This is a genomic window from Streptomyces sp. NPDC033131, from assembly GCF_055578365.1.
The window spans coordinates 146,762-164,179 of record NZ_JBVIPA010000005.1; the positions used below are offsets into that span (position 1 = coordinate 146,762).

General features: G+C 71.9%; 17 protein-coding genes. 13 read left to right on the top strand and 4 right to left on the bottom strand.

Going from position 1 to position 17,418, the window contains the following annotated elements:
* Positions 1–14: 14 nt before the first annotated feature.
* Positions 15–605 carry a helix-turn-helix domain-containing protein gene (locus ACZ5XS_RS09390; RefSeq protein ID WP_468649377.1) on the bottom strand — a complete coding sequence of 197 codons (591 nt, stop codon included), beginning with the start codon at positions 603–605 and terminating at the stop codon, positions 15–17.
* Positions 606–675: 70 nt separating this feature from the next.
* On the opposite strand from ACZ5XS_RS09390, the gene ACZ5XS_RS09395 reads away from it, so the two are divergent.
* From ACZ5XS_RS09395 to ACZ5XS_RS09420, 6 genes are all read left to right on the top strand, one after another.
* Complete coding sequence (locus ACZ5XS_RS09395) at positions 676–1,626, top strand: NAD(P)/FAD-dependent oxidoreductase (protein ID WP_468649379.1); 951 nt, start codon at positions 676–678, stop codon at positions 1,624–1,626.
* 29 nt (positions 1,627–1,655) lie between these two features.
* Positions 1,656–3,194 carry an ATP-dependent DNA ligase gene (locus tag ACZ5XS_RS09400; protein ID WP_468649381.1) on the top strand — a complete coding sequence of 513 codons (1,539 nt, stop codon included), beginning with the start codon at positions 1,656–1,658 and terminating at the stop codon, positions 3,192–3,194.
* Positions 3,191–3,655 carry an NUDIX hydrolase gene (locus tag ACZ5XS_RS09405; protein WP_468649383.1) on the top strand — a complete coding sequence of 155 codons (465 nt, stop codon included), beginning with the start codon at positions 3,191–3,193 and terminating at the stop codon, positions 3,653–3,655. The genes ACZ5XS_RS09400 and ACZ5XS_RS09405 overlap by 4 nt, the downstream gene beginning before the upstream one ends.
* A gap of 77 nt (positions 3,656–3,732) precedes the next feature.
* A complete protein-coding gene (locus ACZ5XS_RS09410) occupies positions 3,733–5,118 on the top strand; it encodes an NADP-dependent succinic semialdehyde dehydrogenase (protein WP_468649385.1) in 1,386 nt (461 codons plus the stop codon).
* Positions 5,119–5,143: 25 nt separating this feature from the next.
* A complete protein-coding gene (locus ACZ5XS_RS09415; protein WP_053751099.1) occupies positions 5,144–5,380 on the top strand; it encodes a DUF6213 family protein in 237 nt (78 codons plus the stop codon).
* Positions 5,381–5,509: 129 nt separating this feature from the next.
* The gene (locus tag ACZ5XS_RS09420) at positions 5,510–6,724 is read left to right on the top strand and encodes a cytochrome P450 (RefSeq protein WP_468649387.1); all 1,215 of its coding nucleotides are present in this window, start codon (positions 5,510–5,512) and stop codon (positions 6,722–6,724) included.
* Positions 6,725–6,760: 36 nt separating this feature from the next.
* On the opposite strand, the gene ACZ5XS_RS09425 is transcribed toward ACZ5XS_RS09420, so the two are convergent.
* The gene (locus tag ACZ5XS_RS09425) at positions 6,761–7,987 is read right to left on the bottom strand and encodes an acyl-CoA dehydrogenase family protein (protein ID WP_468649389.1); all 1,227 of its coding nucleotides are present in this window, start codon (positions 7,985–7,987) and stop codon (positions 6,761–6,763) included.
* 173 nt (positions 7,988–8,160) lie between these two features.
* Here ACZ5XS_RS09425 and ACZ5XS_RS09430 point away from each other — a divergent pair, with 173 nt between their 5' ends.
* Positions 8,161–8,805, top strand: a complete 645-nt coding sequence (locus ACZ5XS_RS09430; protein ID WP_468649391.1) for a TetR/AcrR family transcriptional regulator — start codon at positions 8,161–8,163, stop codon at positions 8,803–8,805.
* Between the two features lie 67 nt (positions 8,806–8,872).
* Here ACZ5XS_RS09430 and def read toward each other — a convergent pair whose 3' ends face one another.
* On the bottom strand, positions 8,873–9,412 hold the full coding sequence (gene def / locus ACZ5XS_RS09435; protein WP_468649393.1) for a peptide deformylase: 540 nt from the start codon (positions 9,410–9,412) through the stop codon (positions 8,873–8,875).
* A 146-nt stretch (positions 9,413–9,558) separates the two neighbouring features.
* On the opposite strand from def, the gene ACZ5XS_RS09440 reads away from it, so the two are divergent.
* The 4 genes from ACZ5XS_RS09440 (at position 9,559) to ACZ5XS_RS09455 (ending at position 13,850) form a co-directional block, all read left to right on the top strand.
* Entirely contained in the window at positions 9,559–10,797 is a 1,239-nt protein-coding gene (locus tag ACZ5XS_RS09440) for a MurT ligase domain-containing protein (RefSeq protein ID WP_468649395.1), read from the top strand.
* Between the two features lie 23 nt (positions 10,798–10,820).
* Positions 10,821–11,549: a type 1 glutamine amidotransferase gene (locus tag ACZ5XS_RS09445; RefSeq protein ID WP_468649397.1), complete on the top strand. Its 729-nt coding sequence runs from the start codon at positions 10,821–10,823 to the stop codon at positions 11,547–11,549.
* Between the two features lie 222 nt (positions 11,550–11,771).
* A complete protein-coding gene (locus ACZ5XS_RS09450; protein ID WP_468649399.1) occupies positions 11,772–12,797 on the top strand; it encodes a 6-phosphofructokinase in 1,026 nt (341 codons plus the stop codon).
* A 102-nt stretch (positions 12,798–12,899) separates the two neighbouring features.
* Positions 12,900–13,850, top strand: coding sequence for a cytochrome c oxidase assembly protein (locus tag ACZ5XS_RS09455; protein ID WP_468649401.1), 951 nt, complete (start codon positions 12,900–12,902; stop codon positions 13,848–13,850).
* 189 nt (positions 13,851–14,039) lie between these two features.
* Here the strand turns inward: ACZ5XS_RS09455 and ACZ5XS_RS09460 are convergent, their stop codons facing one another.
* The gene (locus ACZ5XS_RS09460; RefSeq protein ID WP_468649682.1) at positions 14,040–14,216 is read right to left on the bottom strand and encodes a hypothetical protein; all 177 of its coding nucleotides are present in this window, start codon (positions 14,214–14,216) and stop codon (positions 14,040–14,042) included.
* Here ACZ5XS_RS09460 and ACZ5XS_RS09465 point away from each other — a divergent pair.
* Together ACZ5XS_RS09465 and ACZ5XS_RS09470 are read left to right on the top strand one after the other, a co-directional pair.
* The gene (locus ACZ5XS_RS09465) at positions 14,169–15,401 is read left to right on the top strand and encodes a DUF6777 domain-containing protein (protein ID WP_468649674.1); all 1,233 of its coding nucleotides are present in this window, start codon (positions 14,169–14,171) and stop codon (positions 15,399–15,401) included. The two genes, ACZ5XS_RS09460 and ACZ5XS_RS09465, sit on opposite strands and share 48 nt — an antisense overlap.
* 22 nt (positions 15,402–15,423) lie before the next feature.
* Positions 15,424–17,409, top strand: a complete 1,986-nt coding sequence (locus ACZ5XS_RS09470; RefSeq protein WP_468649403.1) for a serine/threonine-protein kinase — start codon at positions 15,424–15,426, stop codon at positions 17,407–17,409.
* The last annotated feature ends 9 nt before the right edge of the window (positions 17,410–17,418 follow it).

The following is a 17,418-nucleotide window of genomic DNA, read 5'->3' on the forward strand; positions in this document are numbered from 1 at the left end:
AACAGTCGGATGCGTCACGACCGCTTGGGCCGCGCCCGTACGTGGATCCGCTCGCCCTGCGGTCCGAACAGGCTGAGGAACTCCGCCGGCCCCTCCCCCGTCGACCCGAACCAGTGCGGCACCCGGGTGTCGAACTCGACGACCTCCCCGGCCGTCAGCACGGCATCATGCCCGCCCAGCACCAGCCGGAGCCGCCCCGACAGCACGTACAGCCACTCGTAGCCCTCATGGGTCCGCGGCTCCGGTTCCTCGTTCGCCCGCGGCACCAGCACCTTGAAGGCCTGGAGTCCGCCGGGCTGGCGGGTGAGCGGCCAGTAGGTGCGCCCGTGCCGGGAGATCGGTGCGGCCCGCACCCGTGGATCACGCACCGACGGCGCGCCCACCAGCTCGTCCAGCGCCACCTCGTGGGCCCGCGCGATCGGCAGGAGCAGCTCCAGGCTGGGCTTGCGCAGCCCCGACTCCAGCCGGGACAGCGTGCTCACCGAGATGCCGGTCACCTCGGACAGCCCGGCCAGCGTGGCCTGCCGCTCCTTCCGGATCCGCCGCAGCCTCGGGCCGACCTCGGCGAGGACCTCGTCCATGTCGTCGTCACTCATGGCTTCCATTGCAGTTTCGGCAAACACATTTGTCAATGTGGCAGCGGGAGGGCGACTGTCTCGGTGGAGGTGGTCACCAATGACCGAGAACTACGAAGTGATCGTCGTCGGCGGCGGCGCGGCCGGGCTGTCCGCCGCGCTGGTCCTGGGCCGGGCCCGGCGCCACACGCTGGTCGTCGACGCGGGCGAGCCGCGCAACGCTCCCGCCGCGCACATGCAGGGCTATCTGTCCCGGGACGGCATGTCCCCTGCCGACTTCCTGGCGGCCGGCCGCGAGGAGATCGCGCGGTACGGCGTCGAGCTCGTCCGGGACCGGGTGGCCGACGTCGCCGAGGGCTTCACCGTGGACCTGGCGAGCGGGCGCACCGTGCGCGCCCGACGGCTCGTGATCGCCACCGGTCTCAAGGACGAACTGCCGGCCGTCCCTGGCCTCGCCGAGCGCTTCGGGCGCGATGTCCTGCACTGCCCGTACTGCCACGGCTGGGAGGTCCGCGACCAGGCGTTCGGCGTGCTCGCCACCACCCCGATGAGCGTGCACCAGGCGTTGATCGTGTCCCAGTGGTCGAAGGACGTGACCTTCTTCCTGCACACCGTCGCCGAGGAGGAGCTGTCGGACGACGACCTGCGCAGGCTGGCGGCGGCCGGGGTCGGGGTGGTCCCCGGCGAGGTCTCCGGGCTGGTCACGCGGGACGACCGGCTCACCGGCGTCCGGCTCATGGACGGCACCACGCACGACCGCGAGGTGCTGTTCGTGGCGCCCCGGGCCGTCCCGCAGACCGGTCTGCTCCGGCGCCTGGGCGCCGAGCTGCGTGAGACCCCGTTCGGCGCGTACCCCGTGGTCGACGAGACGGGTCTGACGACCGTGCCCGGTGTGTGGTCCGCGGGCAACGCGACGGGCTTCGCGGAGCAGGTCGTGAACGCGGCGGCCGGCGGCTACCGGGCGGGCGCCACGATCAACGGCGAGCTGCTGATGGCAGACCTGGACCAGGCCGTCGCGGCCGTCGCGGCCGTCGCGGCCGTCCGGGTGTAGAGCGCCCGCCTCCGGTGCACCATGGCTGCATGCTGCTGACCCGGCTGGCCCAGGTGTCCCAGGAGGTCGCCGCGACCTCGGCGCGCTCCCGGAAGATCGCGCTTCTCGCCGAGCTCTTCCGGGACGCCGAGGCCGCGGACGTGCCGATCGTCATCCCGTATCTGGCGGGCCGCCTGCCGCAGGGCCGGCTCGGCGTCGGCTGGAAGGTGCTGAGCCGCCCGGTCGCCCCGGCCGCCGAGCCGACCCTGACGGTGCGCGAGGTGGACGCCCTGCTCAGCGCGCTCGGCAAGGTCTCGGGCGCCGGCTCGCTGGCCGAGCGGGCCCGGCTGGTCGGCGAGCTGATGGGCGCGGCCACGGCGGACGAGCAGCGGTTCCTGCTCGGGCTGATCAGCGGCGAGGTCCGGCAGGGCGCGCTGGACGCGGTCGCGATCGAGGGGCTCGCCCAGGCGACCGAGGCACCGTCGGCGGACGTCCGGCGGGCCGTGATGCTCGCGGGCTCGCTCCAGACGGTGGCCGAGGCCCTGCTCGCGGACGGTCCCGCCGCCCTGGACCGGTTCCGGCTGACCGTCGGCCGCCCGGTCCTGCCGATGCTGGCGCACAGCGCCTCCTCGGTGGCCGAGGCGGTCGAGAAGCTGGGTTCCTGCGCGGTCGAGGAGAAGCTGGACGGCATCCGCGTCCAGGTGCACCGGGACGGCAGCGCCGTACGGCTGTACACCCGCACCCTGGACGACATCACCGACCGCCTGCCCGAACTGACCTCGGCCGCCCTCCAGTTGCGGGGCGAGCGCTTCATCCTGGATGGCGAGGTCATCGCCTTCGACGCGGACGGCCGCCCCCGCTCCTTCCAGGAGACCGCGGGCCGTGTCGGCTCCCGCGTGGACGTGACGACGGCGGCCGAGGCCGTCCCCGTCTCCCCCGTCTTCTTCGACGCCCTGTCCGTCGGCGACCGCGACCTGCTCGACCTGCCGTTCGCCGAACGGCACGCGGAACTGGCCCGGCTGGTGCCCGAGCCGATGCGGGTGCGCCGGACGCTGGTGTCCGGGCCCGAGGACGTGCACGCGGCCGAGGAGTTCCTCGCCGGGACACTGCGGCGCGGTCACGAGGGCGTCGTCGTGAAGTCCCTCGACGCGCCCTACAGCGCGGGCCGGCGTGGCGCGTCCTGGCTGAAGGTCAAGCCCGTCCACACCCTCGACCTGGTCGTCCTGGCCGCCGAGTGGGGCCACGGCCGCCGCTCCGGCAAGCTGTCCAACCTGCACCTCGGCGCCCGCACGGCGGACGGCTCCTTCGCGATGCTCGGCAAGACCTTCAAGGGCATGACCGACGCGATGCTGACCTGGCAGACCGAGCGGCTCCAGGAGCTGGCCGTGGACACCGACGGCTACGTGGTGACCGTGCGCCCCGAACTCGTCGTCGAGATCGCCTACGACGGGCTGCAGAGGTCCACCCGCTACCCGGCCGGCGTCACCCTCCGCTTCGCCCGCGTGGTCCGTTACCGCGAGGACAAGCGCCCGGCGGAGGCGGACACCGTGGAGAGGCTGCTGGCGGCCCATCCGGAGGTCACGCCGTGACCGGGAAACGCAGCGCGGGCCTGCTGCTGTTCCGCCACACCGAGCACGGCCCCCAGGTGTTGCTCGGCCACATGGGCGGCCCCTTCTTCGCGCGGCGCGACGCGGGAGCGTGGACCGTGCCGAAGGGCGAGTACGACCCGGACGAGCCCTCCTGGGAAGCGGCCCGCCGCGAGTTCCAGGAGGAGCTGGGGCTGCCGCCGCCCGACGGCGAGGCCGTACCGCTCGGCGAGGTCCGGCAGACCGGCGGCAAGGTCGTCACGGTGTGGGCGATCGAGGCGGATCTCGATCCGGCCGCCGTCACTCCGGGCACCTTCCGGATGGAGTGGCCCCCGAAGTCCGGGCAGACCCGGGAGTTCCCGGAGCTGGACCGCGTGGAGTGGTTCGGCCTGGACCGTGCGCGGGCCGTGATCGTCAAGGCGCAGGCCGCGTTTCTCGACCGGCTGGCGGAGCACTCGGCCTGAGCGGAGGCCTCCGCGTTGCGGTCCCCACCGCCGCGCGGGAAGGTCGGAAACACAGTTCGTCCCCAGGAAGGTCAGCCATGCCCATCGCAACGGTCAACCCGGCGAACGGCGAGACACTCAAGACGTACGAGGCCATGGGCGAGGAGGAGGTCGAGCGCCGGCTCCAGCTCGCGCAGGCCACCTTCCGCACCTACCGGGCGACGCCCTTCGCCGAGCGCGCCCGCCTCCTGCACCGGGCCGCCGATCTCCTCGACGAGGACCAGCAGGACATCGCCCGTGTCATGACCACCGAGATGGGCAAGCCGGTCAGGCAGGCCCGCGCCGAGGCCGGGAAGTGTGCGAAAGCGATGCGCTGGTACGCCGACCACGCCGAGGAGCTGCTCGCCGACGAGGAACCCGCCGCCGCCGACGTCAAGGACTCCGGTGCCTCCCGCGCCCTGGTCCGCTACCGGCCGATGGGCCCGGTGCTCGCGGTGATGCCCTGGAATTTCCCGCTGTGGCAGGTGGTCCGGTTCGCGGCACCCGCGCTGATGGCGGGCAACGTGGGCCTGCTCAAGCACGCCTCGAACGTGCCGCAGACCGCCCTGTACCTGGAGGACCTGTTCCACCGGGCGGGCTTCCCCGAGGGCTGTTTCCAGACCCTCCTCGTCGGCTCCGCGGCGGTCGACGAGATCCTGCGTGACGAGCGGATCAAGGCGGCCACCCTCACGGGCAGCGAGCCCGCGGGCCGGGCGGTCGCGTCCACCGCCGGGGACATGGTCAAGAAGACGGTGCTGGAGCTGGGCGGCAGCGACCCGTACGTCGTGATGCCGTCCGCGGACATCGACCGCGCCGCCCAGGTCGCGGTGACCGCGCGGGTGCAGAACAACGGGCAGTCGTGCATCGCCGCCAAGCGGTTCATCGTGCACACGGACGTGTACGACGCCTTCGCCGAGCGGTTCGTCGAGGGCATGCGGGCGCTGCAGATCGGCGACCCCCTGGAGGACGAGACGGAGGTCGGACCGCTCGCGAGCGCACAGGGCCGGGACGACCTGGAGGAACTCGTGGACGACGCCCGGCGCGGTGGCGCGGACGTGCTCTGCGGGGGCGAGCGGCCCGACGGGGCCGGCTGGTACTACCCGCCGACCGTCCTCGCCGGCATCAACCGCGAGATGCGCATCCACCGTGAGGAGGCGTTCGGGCCGGTCGCCACGCTGTACCGGGCCGCCGACCTGGACGAGGCCGTGTTGATCGCCAACGACTCGCCGTTCGGGCTGAGTTCCAACGTGTGGACGCGGGACGACACCGAGGTCGACCGCTTCGTACGGGACCTGGAGGCGGGTGCCGTGTATGTCAACGGGATGACGGCGTCCCACCCGGCGTTCCCGTTCGGCGGGGTCAAGCGGTCCGGGTACGGGCGTGAGCTGTCCGGGCACGGAATCCGGGAGTTCTGCAACATCACCACCGTATGGCACGGAGCGTGAGGCTTCCGCAGCTACGATCCCCTTTGTGAACCGCGAAGTGACTCTGCCTCTGATCGTCGACGACCGCGGGACCTTGCAGGTGGCTGCCGCCGACGTCAGCAAGTTGTTGCGGACGGTGGGCGGCCGGTGGCTGCATCTCGTCGAAGCCGGGGAGGACGGGCTCGACGAGGACACGGTGGCCGCGCTGACCATCGAGTTGGCCAAGCTGGCCGACCGTATCGACGTGGCGTGCATCGCGCACAGCAGCGGGCAGACCGGATAGCGATCGCCTTCCGCAGCGCCTCGGGTCCCCGATACGGAGCAGTTCCGCGCGAGATCGTCGCCCCCTCGGGGGATCGTGAACGGGGACCACACCTGGGCCGCTGGCAGCGCCCCGACGAGACGGCGTGAGATGACCGAAGAGACGATCACCGAGTTCCTGCCCCCCATCCGGCATTGGCCCGCGCTCGACCTGCCCGGCGTGGACTTCGACCCCGTCCTGACCGAGCTGATGCGCGAGGGCCCGATCACCCGCATCCAACTGCCCGACGGCGAGGGCTGGGCCTGGCTGGTCACCCGCCACGAGGACGTGCGCATGGTGGCCGACGACCCCCGGTTCAGCCGCGAGGCCGTCCTGGAGCGGCCGGTCACCCGGCTCGCCCCGCACTTCGCCCCGGCCCGTGGCTCGGTCGGTTTCCTGGACCCGCCCGACCACACCCGGCTGCGCGGATCGGTCGCCGCCGCGTTCTCGGCGAAGGGCGTGGAGCGGATGCGTGAGAAGTCCCGCCGGATGCTGGACGAGCTGGTCGACAAGCTGCTTCAGGACGGCGCGCCGGCCGACCTCTCGGCGGCCGTGCTGACCCCCTTCCCCGTCGCCGTGATCTGCGAGGTGCTGGGTGTCCCGGCGGCCGACCGGTACGGCATGCACACCTGGACCCGGCTGATCCTGTCCTCCTCGCACGGCGCCCGGGCCGGCGAGAAGGCGAGAGCCGAGATGGGCGCCTACTTCTCGGATCTCATCGCCCTGCGGGAGGGCGGCACCGGCGAGGACGTCACCTCGCTGCTGGGCGCCGCCGTGGGGCGTGGCGAGGTCACGCTGGAAGAGGCCGTGGGACTCGCGGTGCTGCTCCAGATCGGCGGCGAGGCGGTCACCGACAACACCGGCCAGATGTTCTACATCCTGCTGACCCGCCCGGACCTGGCCGAAAGGCTGCGCCGCGAGCCGGAGGTCCGCCCGCGGGCCGTCGACGAGCTGCTGCGCTACATCCCGCACCGCAACGCGGTCGGACTGTCCCGGATCGCCCTGGAGGACGTGGGAATCAGGGGCGTACGGATCCGGGCGGGCGATGCGGTCTACGTGTCGTACCTCTCCGCGAACCGGGATCCGGACGTCTTCCCCTACCCGGAGACGATCGACTTCTCCCGCAGCCCGAATCCCCACGCGTCCTTCGGTTTCGGCCCGCACTCCTGCCCCGGCGGCCTGCTCGCCCGGCTGGAGTCCGAGCTGCTGGCCGACGCGCTGCTGGACCGCGTGCCGGGGCTGAAGCTGGCCGTACCGCCGAACGAGGTGCCCTTCAAGAAGGGCGGGTTGCTCCGCGGGCCGGAAGCCCTCCCCGTCACCTGGTGAGCCGGTCACCTCAGAGGCGCACGGCCCACTACGGCGCTACCGGATCGGCATCCCCGACAGGGTGCGGGCGATCACCAGGCGCTGGATCTCGCTGGTCCCCTCGAAGATCGTGTAGATCGCGGCGTCCCGGTGCATCCGCTCCACCGGGTACTCCCGCGTGTAGCCGTTCCCGCCCAGGATCTGAACGGCCTGAGCCGTCACCGTCTTGGCCGTCTCGCTGGCGAACAGCTTCGACATCGAGCCCTCGGCGGCGGTGAACTGCTTGCCGTTGATCGCCATCCAGGACGCCCGCCAGACCAGCAGCCGCGCCGCGTCGATGGACGTCCGCATGTCGGCGAGCTGGAAGGCCACGCCCTGGTTGTCGATGATCGGGCGGCCGAACTGCTCACGCGTCTTGGCGTAGTCGAGGGCCACCTCGTACGCGGCACGGGCCGTACCGACGGCCATCGCACCGACGGCCGGACGTGAAGCCTCGAACGTGGCCATCGCCGCGTTCTTCACCCGCTCCCCGCCCGCCTTGGCCCGCTCGCGGGCGCGCGCCAGCCGCTCGTCCAGCTTCTGCTTGCCGCCGAGAAGGCAGGAACCGGGCACCCTGACGTCCTCCAGGACGACCTCGGCGGTGTGCGAGGCGCGGATGCCGTGCTTCTTGAACTTCTGGCCCTGGGAGAGGCCGGGGGTGGCCGGCGGGACGATGAAGGAGGCGTGGCCCTTGGAGCCGAGCTCCGGGTCGACGACGGCGACGACCACGTGGACGTTGGCGATGCCGCCGTTGGTCGCCCAGGTCTTGGTGCCGTTGAGGACCCACTCGTCCTTGGCCTCGTCGTACACCGCACGGGTACGCATCGAGGCGACGTCGGAGCCGGCGTCGGGCTCGGAGGAGCAGAACGCGGCCACCTTGACGTCGTTGGCGTCGCCGTACATCTGGGGGATCCAGGTGCCGATCTGCTCCTCGGTGCCGTTGGCGAGGACGCCGACGGCGGCGAGACCGGTGCCGACGATGGACAGGGCGATGCCCGCGTCGCCCCAGAACAGCTCCTCCATGGCCATCGGGATGCCGAGGCCGGTGGGGTCGAAGTACTGCTGGGCGTAGAAGTCGAGGGAGTAGATGCCGACCTTGGCGGCTTCCTGGATGACCGGCCAGGGAGTCTCCTCACGCTCGTCCCATTCGGCGGCGGCGGGCCGTATGACGTCGGCGGCGAAGCCGTGCAGCCAGTCCCGCACCTCCTTCTGTTCGTCGTTGAGCTCCATGGTGAACTCGGCCATGTCCCCTCCAGCGGCGTTGCACGTGCGTGTTACTTACGGTAACCCGAGTCTGTTACCCGCGGGTAGGAAAAGTCAACTCCCGGAGACCGCTCGGCAGCCCGTTCGATGCCCCCGGCATGCTGGGTGTTAGTTTGCGCAGGCGTTACCTAAATAAGCACGGGTGGGGAGAGCTCATGGACACCACGCAGCGGACCGATCAGCAACGGTCCGCCGACCGCCGTCGGCGTGAGCTGCTGGAGGCCGCGGACAGAGTGGTGCTGCGCGACGGCCCGCAGGCCTCTATGAACGCCATCGCCGCGGAGGCCGGCATCACCAAGCCGATCCTTTACCGCCACTTCGGCGACAAGGGCGGACTTTACGCGGCCTTGGCCAAGCGGCACACGGACGCGCTGCTCGATTCGCTCCGCGCGGCGGTGGACGCTCCGGCGGACCGGCGGGACCGGGTCGAGGCGACGCTGGACACGTATCTGGCGGCGATCGAGGCGCGGCCCCAGGTGTACCGCTTCCTGATGCATCCGGCGGACGGCGGCCAGGTCGGCGACCCGGGGTTCGACGTCAACAAGCACAGTGCGCCGCTGCTCCGCAGGATGGGCGAGGAGTTGGCGCAGGTCATCGAGGAGCGGGTGGACCTGGGGCCGGGGGGCCAGCAGCTGGCCCGGGTCTGGGGGCACGGGATCGTCGGGATGATGCACGCGGCCGGTGACTGGTGGCTGGTGGAACGGCCCTGCTCACGGGCCGAGTTGGTGCGGAGCCTGGCCGACCTGTTGTGGGGGCGGCTCGCCGCGGCCGGGGACAAGGTGGGGGGTCCGGGGTTCTGACGGTCGTGTGTCGCCTGCGGGCCGGTGGGGGCTTGTCACACAGGTCCCCGCGCCCTCAGGGGAATACTCACCGGCGCCAAGAGGCTCGGGACGCCTGCCGCATCAAACGCCTGTGGCGCCAGCCGCTCAGCCTGTCCGCGTAGATGCGGCCCTCCAGGTGGTCGTACTCGTGCTGCAGGCATCTCGCGAAGAACCCCGTGCCGTGGACGGTGATCGGCTCGCCCCGCACCGTGTACCCCTCGATCACCGCGTGGTCGTGGCGTTCCGTTCCCGCCTCCAGGCCCGGCAGGGACAGGCAGCCCTCCGGGCCGCGCAGGACGACGCCGTCCGTCTCGACGAGAGTGGGGTTCACCACGTGGCCCACGTGGCGCATCTCTTCGTCGTCCGGACAGTCGTGGACGAACACCCGCAACGGCACGCCGATCTGGTTCGCGGCCAGACCCACGCCCTGCGCGGCGTACATGGTCGCGAACAAGTCCTCCACGAGGGCCGCCAGTTCGGGACCGAAGTCGGTGACCTCCTCGCAGGGGGCGTGCAGAACGTCGTCGCCGAGCAGCGTGAGGGGCCGGACGCGCCCGTGGGCGCCCGGGATCGGGCCGTGTCGCATGGCGGCAAGGGTACGGTCCTCCCAGAGACGCGCATGTCGCGCGGGCGACGCGATTCGGGAGTGCGAATGGATCTCGATAGGCTGAGGCCCACACCACGTTGCCGAAGGCAGGGGCGCGGCGCGTACGCAAGGAGGATCGAGAACTGATGGCAGGCCACTCGGACCCGCTCTCGCCGCGGGCCAAGATCGCCGTGACCGCGGGCAAGGCGGTCGCGGCGGCGTCGCGCGCCGCGGGGCGCGGCAGCGGTTCGGTGATCGGCGGCCGGGTGGCACTCAAACTCGACCCCGACCTCCTCGCCCGGCTCGCCCAGAACCTGGACGTCGTCCTGGTGTCGGCGACCAACGGCAAGACCACGACGACGCGTCTGATCGCCGAGGCGCTGCGTGCCGCGGGTCCGGTCGTCTCCAACGCGCTCGGCGCCAACATGCCGGCCGGCATCACCTCGGCACTGGCGGGCAGGTCGGAGGCCCGGTACGGCGTCATCGAGGTCGACGAGAAGTACCTCGCCGGTGTCGCCCGGGACACCGACCCCAAGTGCATCGCCCTGCTCAACCTCTCCCGCGACCAGCTCGACCGCGCCGCCGAGACCCGGATGCTCGCCGAGAACTGGCGGGAGGGGCTGGCCGGTTCCAAGGCCGTCATCGTGGCCAACGCGGACGACCCGCTGATCGTGTGGGCCGCGTCCTCCTCCCCCAACGTGGTGTGGGTCGCCGCCGGGCAGATGTGGAAGGACGACGCCTGGTCCTGCCCGTCCTGCGGTGGCGTGATGCAGCGCCCGGGCGACGACTGGTTCTGCGGCGAGTGCGGCTTCCGCCGGCCGACGCCGAGCTGGGCCCTGTCCGGTGACCACGTCCTGGATCCGCACGGCTCCGCCTGGCCGATCCACCTCCAGCTGCCGGGCCGCGCCAACAAGGCGAACGCCGCCTCCTCGGCCGCCGTCGCCGCCGTTTTCGGCGTACCGCCGCAGGTCGCCCTGGAGCGCATGTACCAGGTGCAGGCCGTCGCCGGACGCTACGACGTCGTCCAGTTCATGGAGCGCGACCTCAGACTGCTGCTCGCGAAGAACCCGGCCGGCTGGCTCGAAACGTTCAGCCTGATCGATCCGCCTCCGACCCCGGTGATCCTCTCGGTGAACGCGCGCGGCGCCGACGGCACCGACACCTCCTGGCTGTGGGACGTCGACTACACGCGGCTGACCGGCCACCCGATCTGCGTGGTCGGCGACCGCAAGCTGGACCTCGCGGTCCGCCTGGAGGTGGCGGGCCAGCACTTCCAGGTGTGCGAGAACCTCGACCAGGCGGTGCAGCAGTCCCCGCCCGGCCGTATCGAGGTCATCGCCAACTACACCGCCTTCCAGGACCTGCGCCGCCGCGTCGGCAACTGAGCCACGGACTTCAGGGGACTTTTGTGAGCGACAACCAACTGCGCATCGTCTGGATCTATCCCGACCTGCTGAGCACGTACGGCGACCAGGGCAACGTCCTCGTCGTGGAACGCCGGGCCCGGCAGCGCGGCCTCGACGTGGCCCGGCTCGACGTGCGCAGCGACCAGCCGATCCCGACCTCCGGCGACATCTACCTGATCGGCGGCGGCGAGGACCGGCCGCAGCGGCTCGCGGCCGAGCGGCTGCGCCGGGACGGCGGTCTGCACCGGGCCGTCGAGAACGGCGCGATCGTCTTCTCGGTGTGCGCCGGCTACCAGATCCTCGGCCACGAGTTCATCAACGACCTCGGCCAGCGCGAGCCCGGCCTCGGCCTGCTCGACGTGGTCTCCACGCGCGGCGAGGGCGACCGGTGCGTCGGAGACGTACTCGCCGACATCGACCCGCGCCTCGGCATGCCCCCGCTGACCGGCTTCGAGAACCACCAGGGCGTCACCCACCTGGGCCCCACCGCCCGCCCCTTCGCCCAGGTCCGCCTCGGCAAGGGCAACGGCACGGGGGACGGCACGGAGGGCGCGTACAACGACACGGTCTTCGGTACGTACATGCACGGGCCCGTGCTGGCACGGAACCCGCTGATCGCCGACCTGCTGCTGAAGCTGGCGCTCGACGTCAACGCGCTGCCGCCGACCGACGACCGGTGGTACGAGGCGCTCCGCAGCGAACGCATCGCCTCTGCGCAGCAGCCGGCGTGACCCGCGTGGCCCGCGCGCTCCGTGCGACCGCTTGACCTGCGCGTACACCTTCCCTCCAGCCGGGCTTCAGCAGCCCGTCTGACAATGGGTCCGCACAGGTGAGCGGCCTCGTCCAGCAGGCGGACGCACGGTACGGCCCCGCCCCCTCCTCCCGTTAGGGTGGCGGGGATCGAGCCGGACAACGTGGTCCGGATCCGGCCCACGTCGAGAAGGTTTCGGGCTATGCGCATTGGTGTCCTCACGTCCGGCGGCGACTGCCCCGGCCTGAACGCCGTCATCCGGTCCGTCGTGCACCGCGCCGTCGCCGACCACGGCGACGAGGTCATCGGTTTCCGGGACGGCTGGAAGGGCCTCCTGGAGTGCGACTACCTCAAGCTCGACCTCGACTCGGTGAGCGGCATCCTGGCGCGCGGCGGCACGATCCTCGGTTCCTCCCGGGTCCAGCCCTCCCACCTGCGGGACGGCGTGGAACGGGCCCGGGGCCATGTCGAGGAACTCGGCCTCGACGCCATCATCCCCATCGGCGGTGAGGGCACGCTCAAGGCGGCCCGGCTGATGTCGGACAACGGTCTGCCCATCGTGGGCGTGCCGAAGACCATCGACAACGACATCGCCGTCACGGACGTCACGTTCGGTTTCGACACGGCCGTCGGTGTCGCGACGGAGGCGCTGGACCGGCTGAAGACCACCGCCGAGTCCCACCAGCGGGTGCTCGTCGTCGAGGTCATGGGCCGCCACACCGGGTGGATAGCGCTGCACTCCGGCATGGCGGCCGGCGCGCACGCCATCGTCGTACCGGAACGGCCCTTCGACATCGAGGAGTTGACGGCGAAGGTCGGCGAGCGGTTCGCGGCGGGCAAGCGGTTCGCGATCGTGGTCGCCGCGGAGGGGGCCAAGCCGCGGCCCGGCAGCATGAGCTTCGACGAGGGCGCCAAGGACGTCTACGGTCACGAGCGGTTCGCGGGGATCGCGCGGCAGCTGTCGATCGAGCTGGAGCAGCGGCTGGGGAAGGAAGCCCGGCCGGTGATACTCGGTCACGTGCAGCGGGGCGGAACGCCCACCGCGTACGACCGGGTGCTGGCCACCCGGTTCGGCTGGCATGCGGTGGAGGCCGTGCACCGGGGTGAGTTCGGGAAGATGACCGCCCTGCAGGGGACCGACATCGTGATGGTGTCGCTGGCGGATGCCGTGAAGACGCTCAAGACCGTCCCGGTGGAGCGGTACGACGAGGCCGAGTGCGTTCTCTGACGCGCGGGTGACCGACTGCCCCCGGTGACAGCGGTCGCCGGGGGCAGTTCTAGTCTGTCTGCGGACAGACACGCACAACCCCCACGAATCAGGAGCCGTTGGATGGATCACAGCGGGCACGGCATGACCATGGATCTGCCGCCGTTCACGCTGGGGCGGGGTCTTCAGTGGTCGGCGGACCCGTTCTTCCTGGTGGCCTGTGTGGTGGGGCTCGCCCTGTACGGGTGGGGGGTCGTGCGGCTCCGGCGGCGCGGGGACGCCTGGCCGGTGGGGCGGACCATCGCGTATGTCGTGGGCGTGCTGTCCATAGGGCTCGTGATGTGCACCCGGCTGAACGACTACGGAATGGTCATGTTCAGCGTGCACATGGTGCAGCACATGGTGATCAGCATGCTGTCGCCGATCCTGCTGCTGCTGGGCGCCCCCGTCACGCTGGCGCTGCGCGCGCTGCCGCCCGCGGCCAGGGGCAGCAAGGGACCGCGCGAGCTGCTGCTGATGTTCCTGCACAGCCGGTACATGCGGATCATCACGCACCCCGCGTTCACCATCCCGCTGTTCATCGCGAGCCTGTACGCGCTGTACTTCACGCCGATCTTCGATTTCCTGATGGGCTCCAAGACCGGGCACATCGCGATGATGGTGCACTTCCTCGCCGTCGGCGTCGTGTTCTTCTGGCCCATCATGGGCGTGGACCCGGGCCCCAACCGGCCCGGCTACCTGATGCGGATGCTGGAGCTGTTCGCGGGCATGCCGTTCCACGCGTTCTTCGGCATCGCGCTGATGATGGCGTCCGAGCCGATGGTCGAGACGTTCAAGAACCCGCCCGCCTCGCTCGGCATCGACGCGCTGTCCGACCAGAACGCCGCCGGCGGCATCGCGTGGGCGTTCAGCGAGATCCCCTCCGTGCTGGTGCTGATCGCACTGCTGTTCCAGTGGTATCGCTCCGAGCAGCGACAGGCCAGGCGGACGGACCGGGCCGCCGACCGGGACGGCGACAAGGAACTCGAGGCATACAACGCCTATTTGGCCTCATTGAACGCACGCGGGCGTTGAAAGGCTTCTTGTTCAGTAGCATGAAGCGCGATGGGGGAACCGCCGGGGGGAGCGGTGATGACACTTCGCGCATTTATGCAAGGTGCCGGGAAAAGGGTTGCGTGCTTCCTGGTTTTCGTTCTCACGCTGAGCGGATGCGACAGAGAAACACCCTTGGCCGTGGTGAAGGCGGTCGCGGCGGGCGTGCCCTCACTGGCGCCGTTCTTCGACGAGGACAGCGGGCTCGGCAAGGATGCCCAGGTCCGGTCGCAGGCCGTGCACGGCGGTTTGCAGCAGGGGGACACGCCCGGCCTGTACGGGGGTTCCAAGCAGCCGACGATCTGTGACGTCGACCGGCTCGAGCAGTTCCTCACCGATCCCGCCCATGACCGGAAGGCTAAGGCGTGGGCGCGTGCCCTGGAGATCTCGAAGAACGGGATTCCGGATTATCTGGAACGACTGACGCCTGTTCTCCTGCGTCACGACACTCTCGTGAAGAACCACGACTACAAAAAGGGAAAGGCCGTCCCCTACGACTCGCTGCTCCAGGCGGGAATCGCGATTCTGGTGGATCGGCAGGGACAGCCGGCCGTGAAGTGCTCGTGCGGAAATCCGCTGCGTCCTTTCAGGGGTGACACGAGCCGGATCTCGGTCGAGTTCGAGGACGGCAACGAGGAGTGGCAGGGCTACGAGCGGTCCCAGGTGGTGGCCGTGCGGCCCGCGCCCCGGACGCTGGAGCGGATCGCCCTCGTCGACGTCGAGGAGCCCGGTCGGGGCATCAGCCGGCCGGTCGGCACGACGGGCGAGGACGACTCCACGTTCGACGCACGGAAGCGACGCGCGGTGCCGGACCTCGCCGGGACGACGTTCGGGCAGGCGAGCCGGCGGCTGGCCGACTCGGGTCTGGCGGCCGGGTACGACGGGAAGGGGCTGCCGCCGAACGGTGCCCGGGTCACGGCGTCCGATCCGCCGGCGGGGACCGAGCTGCGGTTCGGGGAGTACGTGACGCTGAGCGTGGCGGGGGGCGAGTCCGGCGGGGGCGGCCCCGGAGGTGCGTCGGCGGGCACGTCCGACGGTAGGTCCGGTGGCCCGTCCGGTGGTACGTCCGGTGGGCCGACCGCTCCCCCGGCACCGCCCGGGTCCTCCGGGGCCTCCGGGGCGACCACCACACCGCCGCCGTCGAGCAGCGGGAGCGGGGCGTCGCCCTCGGCACCCTCGTCCGGTGCGTCGGGCGGTACGTCGTCCGGCTCGGGGTCGCCCGGGTCGAACCCGTCTTCGGGGCCGCCGCCGGGCTCCGCGCCGCCCTCGGCGAGCCCGCCGGCCAGTTCCGCGCCGGACACGGCCGCCCCGTCCAGCCGGCCGCCCGGTTCCGCGCCGCCTTCGACGAGCTCGCCTCCCCCGGCGCCTCCGACCGGTTCGCCGCCGCAGGTGACCGGCTCCGCCCCGGCCAGTGCCCCGGTCACCGGCAGTGCGCCGCCTCCGAGCAGCGCGCCCGTCACCAGCGGACCGGCGGGCACCGAACCGGCCACGAGCGCCCCGGCGGGCAGCGGATCCGCCGGTGCGACCACGTAGCGCAGAACCCGGGAGTGACCGGATGCCTTCAGGATCACCGACATCGGGAGTGGGCCGGGTCATCGCCGGCCGTTATCAGCTGCTCAACCAGCTCGGCAGCGGCGGCATGGGCCATGTGTGGCTCGCCCACGACCGGAGACTCGCCTGCGAGGTCGCGCTCAAGGAGATCGTGTTCCGGGACCCGGTCGAGGCCGGTCAGGAGCGGGACGCGCGGGTCGCCCGGGCGCGTGCCGAGGCGCGGTACGCGGCCGGGCTGCGCGGCCATCCGCATGTGGTGACCGTGCACGACGTGCTGGAGCACGAGGGGCTGCCGTGGATCGTCATGGAGTACGTGGCGGGCGCCGTCGACCTGCGTGAGCTGGTCCGGACGAGGGGACCGCTCGCCCCTGCCGAGTGCGCCCGGGTCGGCCTCGCCGTGCTCGACGCGCTGACCGCCGGGCACCAGCGGGGCGTCATGCACCGGGACGTGAAACCGGCGAACATCCTGCTCGCGCCGGACCGCACCGGGGCTCCGTACGGTCGTGTCCTGCTCACCGACTACGGCATCTCCGTGCAGCCGGACGCCGGTGAGACGCGGTACACGCTGGCGTCCGTGCTCGTGGGGACCGCCGGCTATCTGGCGCCGGAGCGGGCCACGGGCGGGGCGCCCACGGCGGCCGCCGACCTGTTCTCGCTGGGCTGCACGCTTTACCACGCCGTCGAGGGCCGGGGGCCCTTCGAGCGGGAGTCGCACCTCGCCGAGGTGACCGCGGTGGTCATGGAGGAACCGCGTCCGGCCGTACGCGCCGGGGCGCTGGGGCCCGTCCTGGCCGCGCTGCTCGCGAAGGAGCCCGCGCAACGGTTGTCGGCGGCGGAGGCGGAGGCGGCGCTGTCGCGGATCGTCACCCCGCAGGCCGAGGCGTACTCCCGGACGCAGACCGACCTGGGGTCGCAGCCGCCCTGGGCGGAGGTGACCGCGCCGCCGACGGGCCCGCCCGGCTCCGGATTCGGGCCGGTGGCGGACTCGCGCGGATTCGGGTCGCCGACGGCCGATCCGCGCGGGATCAGGCCGACCGCTGATCCGCGGGGCCTCGGTCCGACCCTGGATCCGCACGGGCCGGGCCTCTCCCCGGACCCGCACGGGTTCGGGCCGTCCTTCGCGCCCTCGCCGCCGGCCGCGCCCGTCAGGCGGCGGCGGGAGCGCTCGCACGCTCTGCGGGCCGTCCTCGCCTGCGGTCTCGGTATGGTCCTCGCCCTGGGCGGTGTCTGGTACGCGCTGGCGGACCGGACCATCACCCCCGGCGGCGACGGGAGCGGACCGCCGTACGGGGAGAGCGTCGGGCTGGCGAAGCCGCTGCGGGACGGTGACTGCGTGCTCGCCGACTGGGCGGGCGGCGGGCCCTTCCAGGGCACGCCCCGGCTGGTGCTGGACCCGGGCTGCGGGACCGGGGCGGCACCGGACGGGCAGGTGATGGCGTTCGTCGCGGCCGCGTCGGCGGACGAGGCGCGGCGGCTGGGGCCCGCCCGGTGCGAGGAGCGGACGCGGGAGGTCCGGGACAGGCTCGCGGACGTGCGGAGCTTCGCGGTCGTGCCGACCGCGGGCGGTTTCGAGGCCGCCGGGCGGCGCACGGCCTGTCTGGTGCTGGGTGCGCACGGTCCGGTGTACGGGCCGGTCGGCCGGCACCGAGAGCTGGGCTCGGCCTTCGCGGACACGGCGACCATGCAGAAGCGGGACTGTCTCGACGTCCGCTCCAACCGGGACGCCCGGCTGGTGTCCTGCGCGGGGGCGCACGACGAGGTGGTGCTCGGGTTCACCCGGTTGGACGCGGACGTCACGCCGGCCGAGGCGCGCACCGAGTCGGACGTGGCGTGCGGCCGTGCGGTGCCGCCGGCCGACTACGGCTTCGATCCGTCGGTGTACACGGCGGGCTCCTGGACGAGCGAGGGGGCCTGGAAGAACGGCACGCATTTCGTCGTATGCACCGTACGGAAGCAGAACGGGGGCACCATGGAGAAGGACGAATCATGAGGAGGGTGT

Bases quoted from the DNA above. Each gene is read 5' to 3' on its own strand.
- ACZ5XS_RS09390 (WP_468649377.1), bottom strand. From the start codon at position 605: ATGGAAGCCATGAGTGACGACGACATGGACGAGGTCCTCGCCGAGGTC.
- ACZ5XS_RS09395 (WP_468649379.1), top strand. From the start codon at position 676: ATGACCGAGAACTACGAAGTGATCGTCGTCGGCGGCGGCGCGGCCGGG.
- ACZ5XS_RS09400 (WP_468649381.1), top strand. From the start codon at position 1,656: ATGCTGCTGACCCGGCTGGCCCAGGTGTCCCAGGAGGTCGCCGCGACC.
- ACZ5XS_RS09410 (WP_468649385.1), top strand. From the start codon at position 3,733: ATGCCCATCGCAACGGTCAACCCGGCGAACGGCGAGACACTCAAGACG.
- ACZ5XS_RS09420 (WP_468649387.1), top strand. From the start codon at position 5,510: ATGACCGAAGAGACGATCACCGAGTTCCTGCCCCCCATCCGGCATTGG.
- ACZ5XS_RS09425 (WP_468649389.1), bottom strand. From the start codon at position 7,987: ATGGCCGAGTTCACCATGGAGCTCAACGACGAACAGAAGGAGGTGCGG.
- ACZ5XS_RS09430 (WP_468649391.1), top strand. From the start codon at position 8,161: ATGGACACCACGCAGCGGACCGATCAGCAACGGTCCGCCGACCGCCGT.
- def (WP_468649393.1), bottom strand. From the start codon at position 9,412: ATGCGACACGGCCCGATCCCGGGCGCCCACGGGCGCGTCCGGCCCCTC.
- ACZ5XS_RS09440 (WP_468649395.1), top strand. From the start codon at position 9,559: ATGGCAGGCCACTCGGACCCGCTCTCGCCGCGGGCCAAGATCGCCGTG.
- ACZ5XS_RS09450 (WP_468649399.1), top strand. From the start codon at position 11,772: ATGCGCATTGGTGTCCTCACGTCCGGCGGCGACTGCCCCGGCCTGAAC.
- ACZ5XS_RS09455 (WP_468649401.1), top strand. From the start codon at position 12,900: ATGGATCACAGCGGGCACGGCATGACCATGGATCTGCCGCCGTTCACG.
- ACZ5XS_RS09460 (WP_468649682.1), bottom strand. From the start codon at position 14,216: ATGGGCGGGATCGGTGAGGAACTGCTCGAGCCGGTCGACGTCACAGAT.
- ACZ5XS_RS09470 (WP_468649403.1), top strand. From the start codon at position 15,424: ATGCCTTCAGGATCACCGACATCGGGAGTGGGCCGGGTCATCGCCGGC.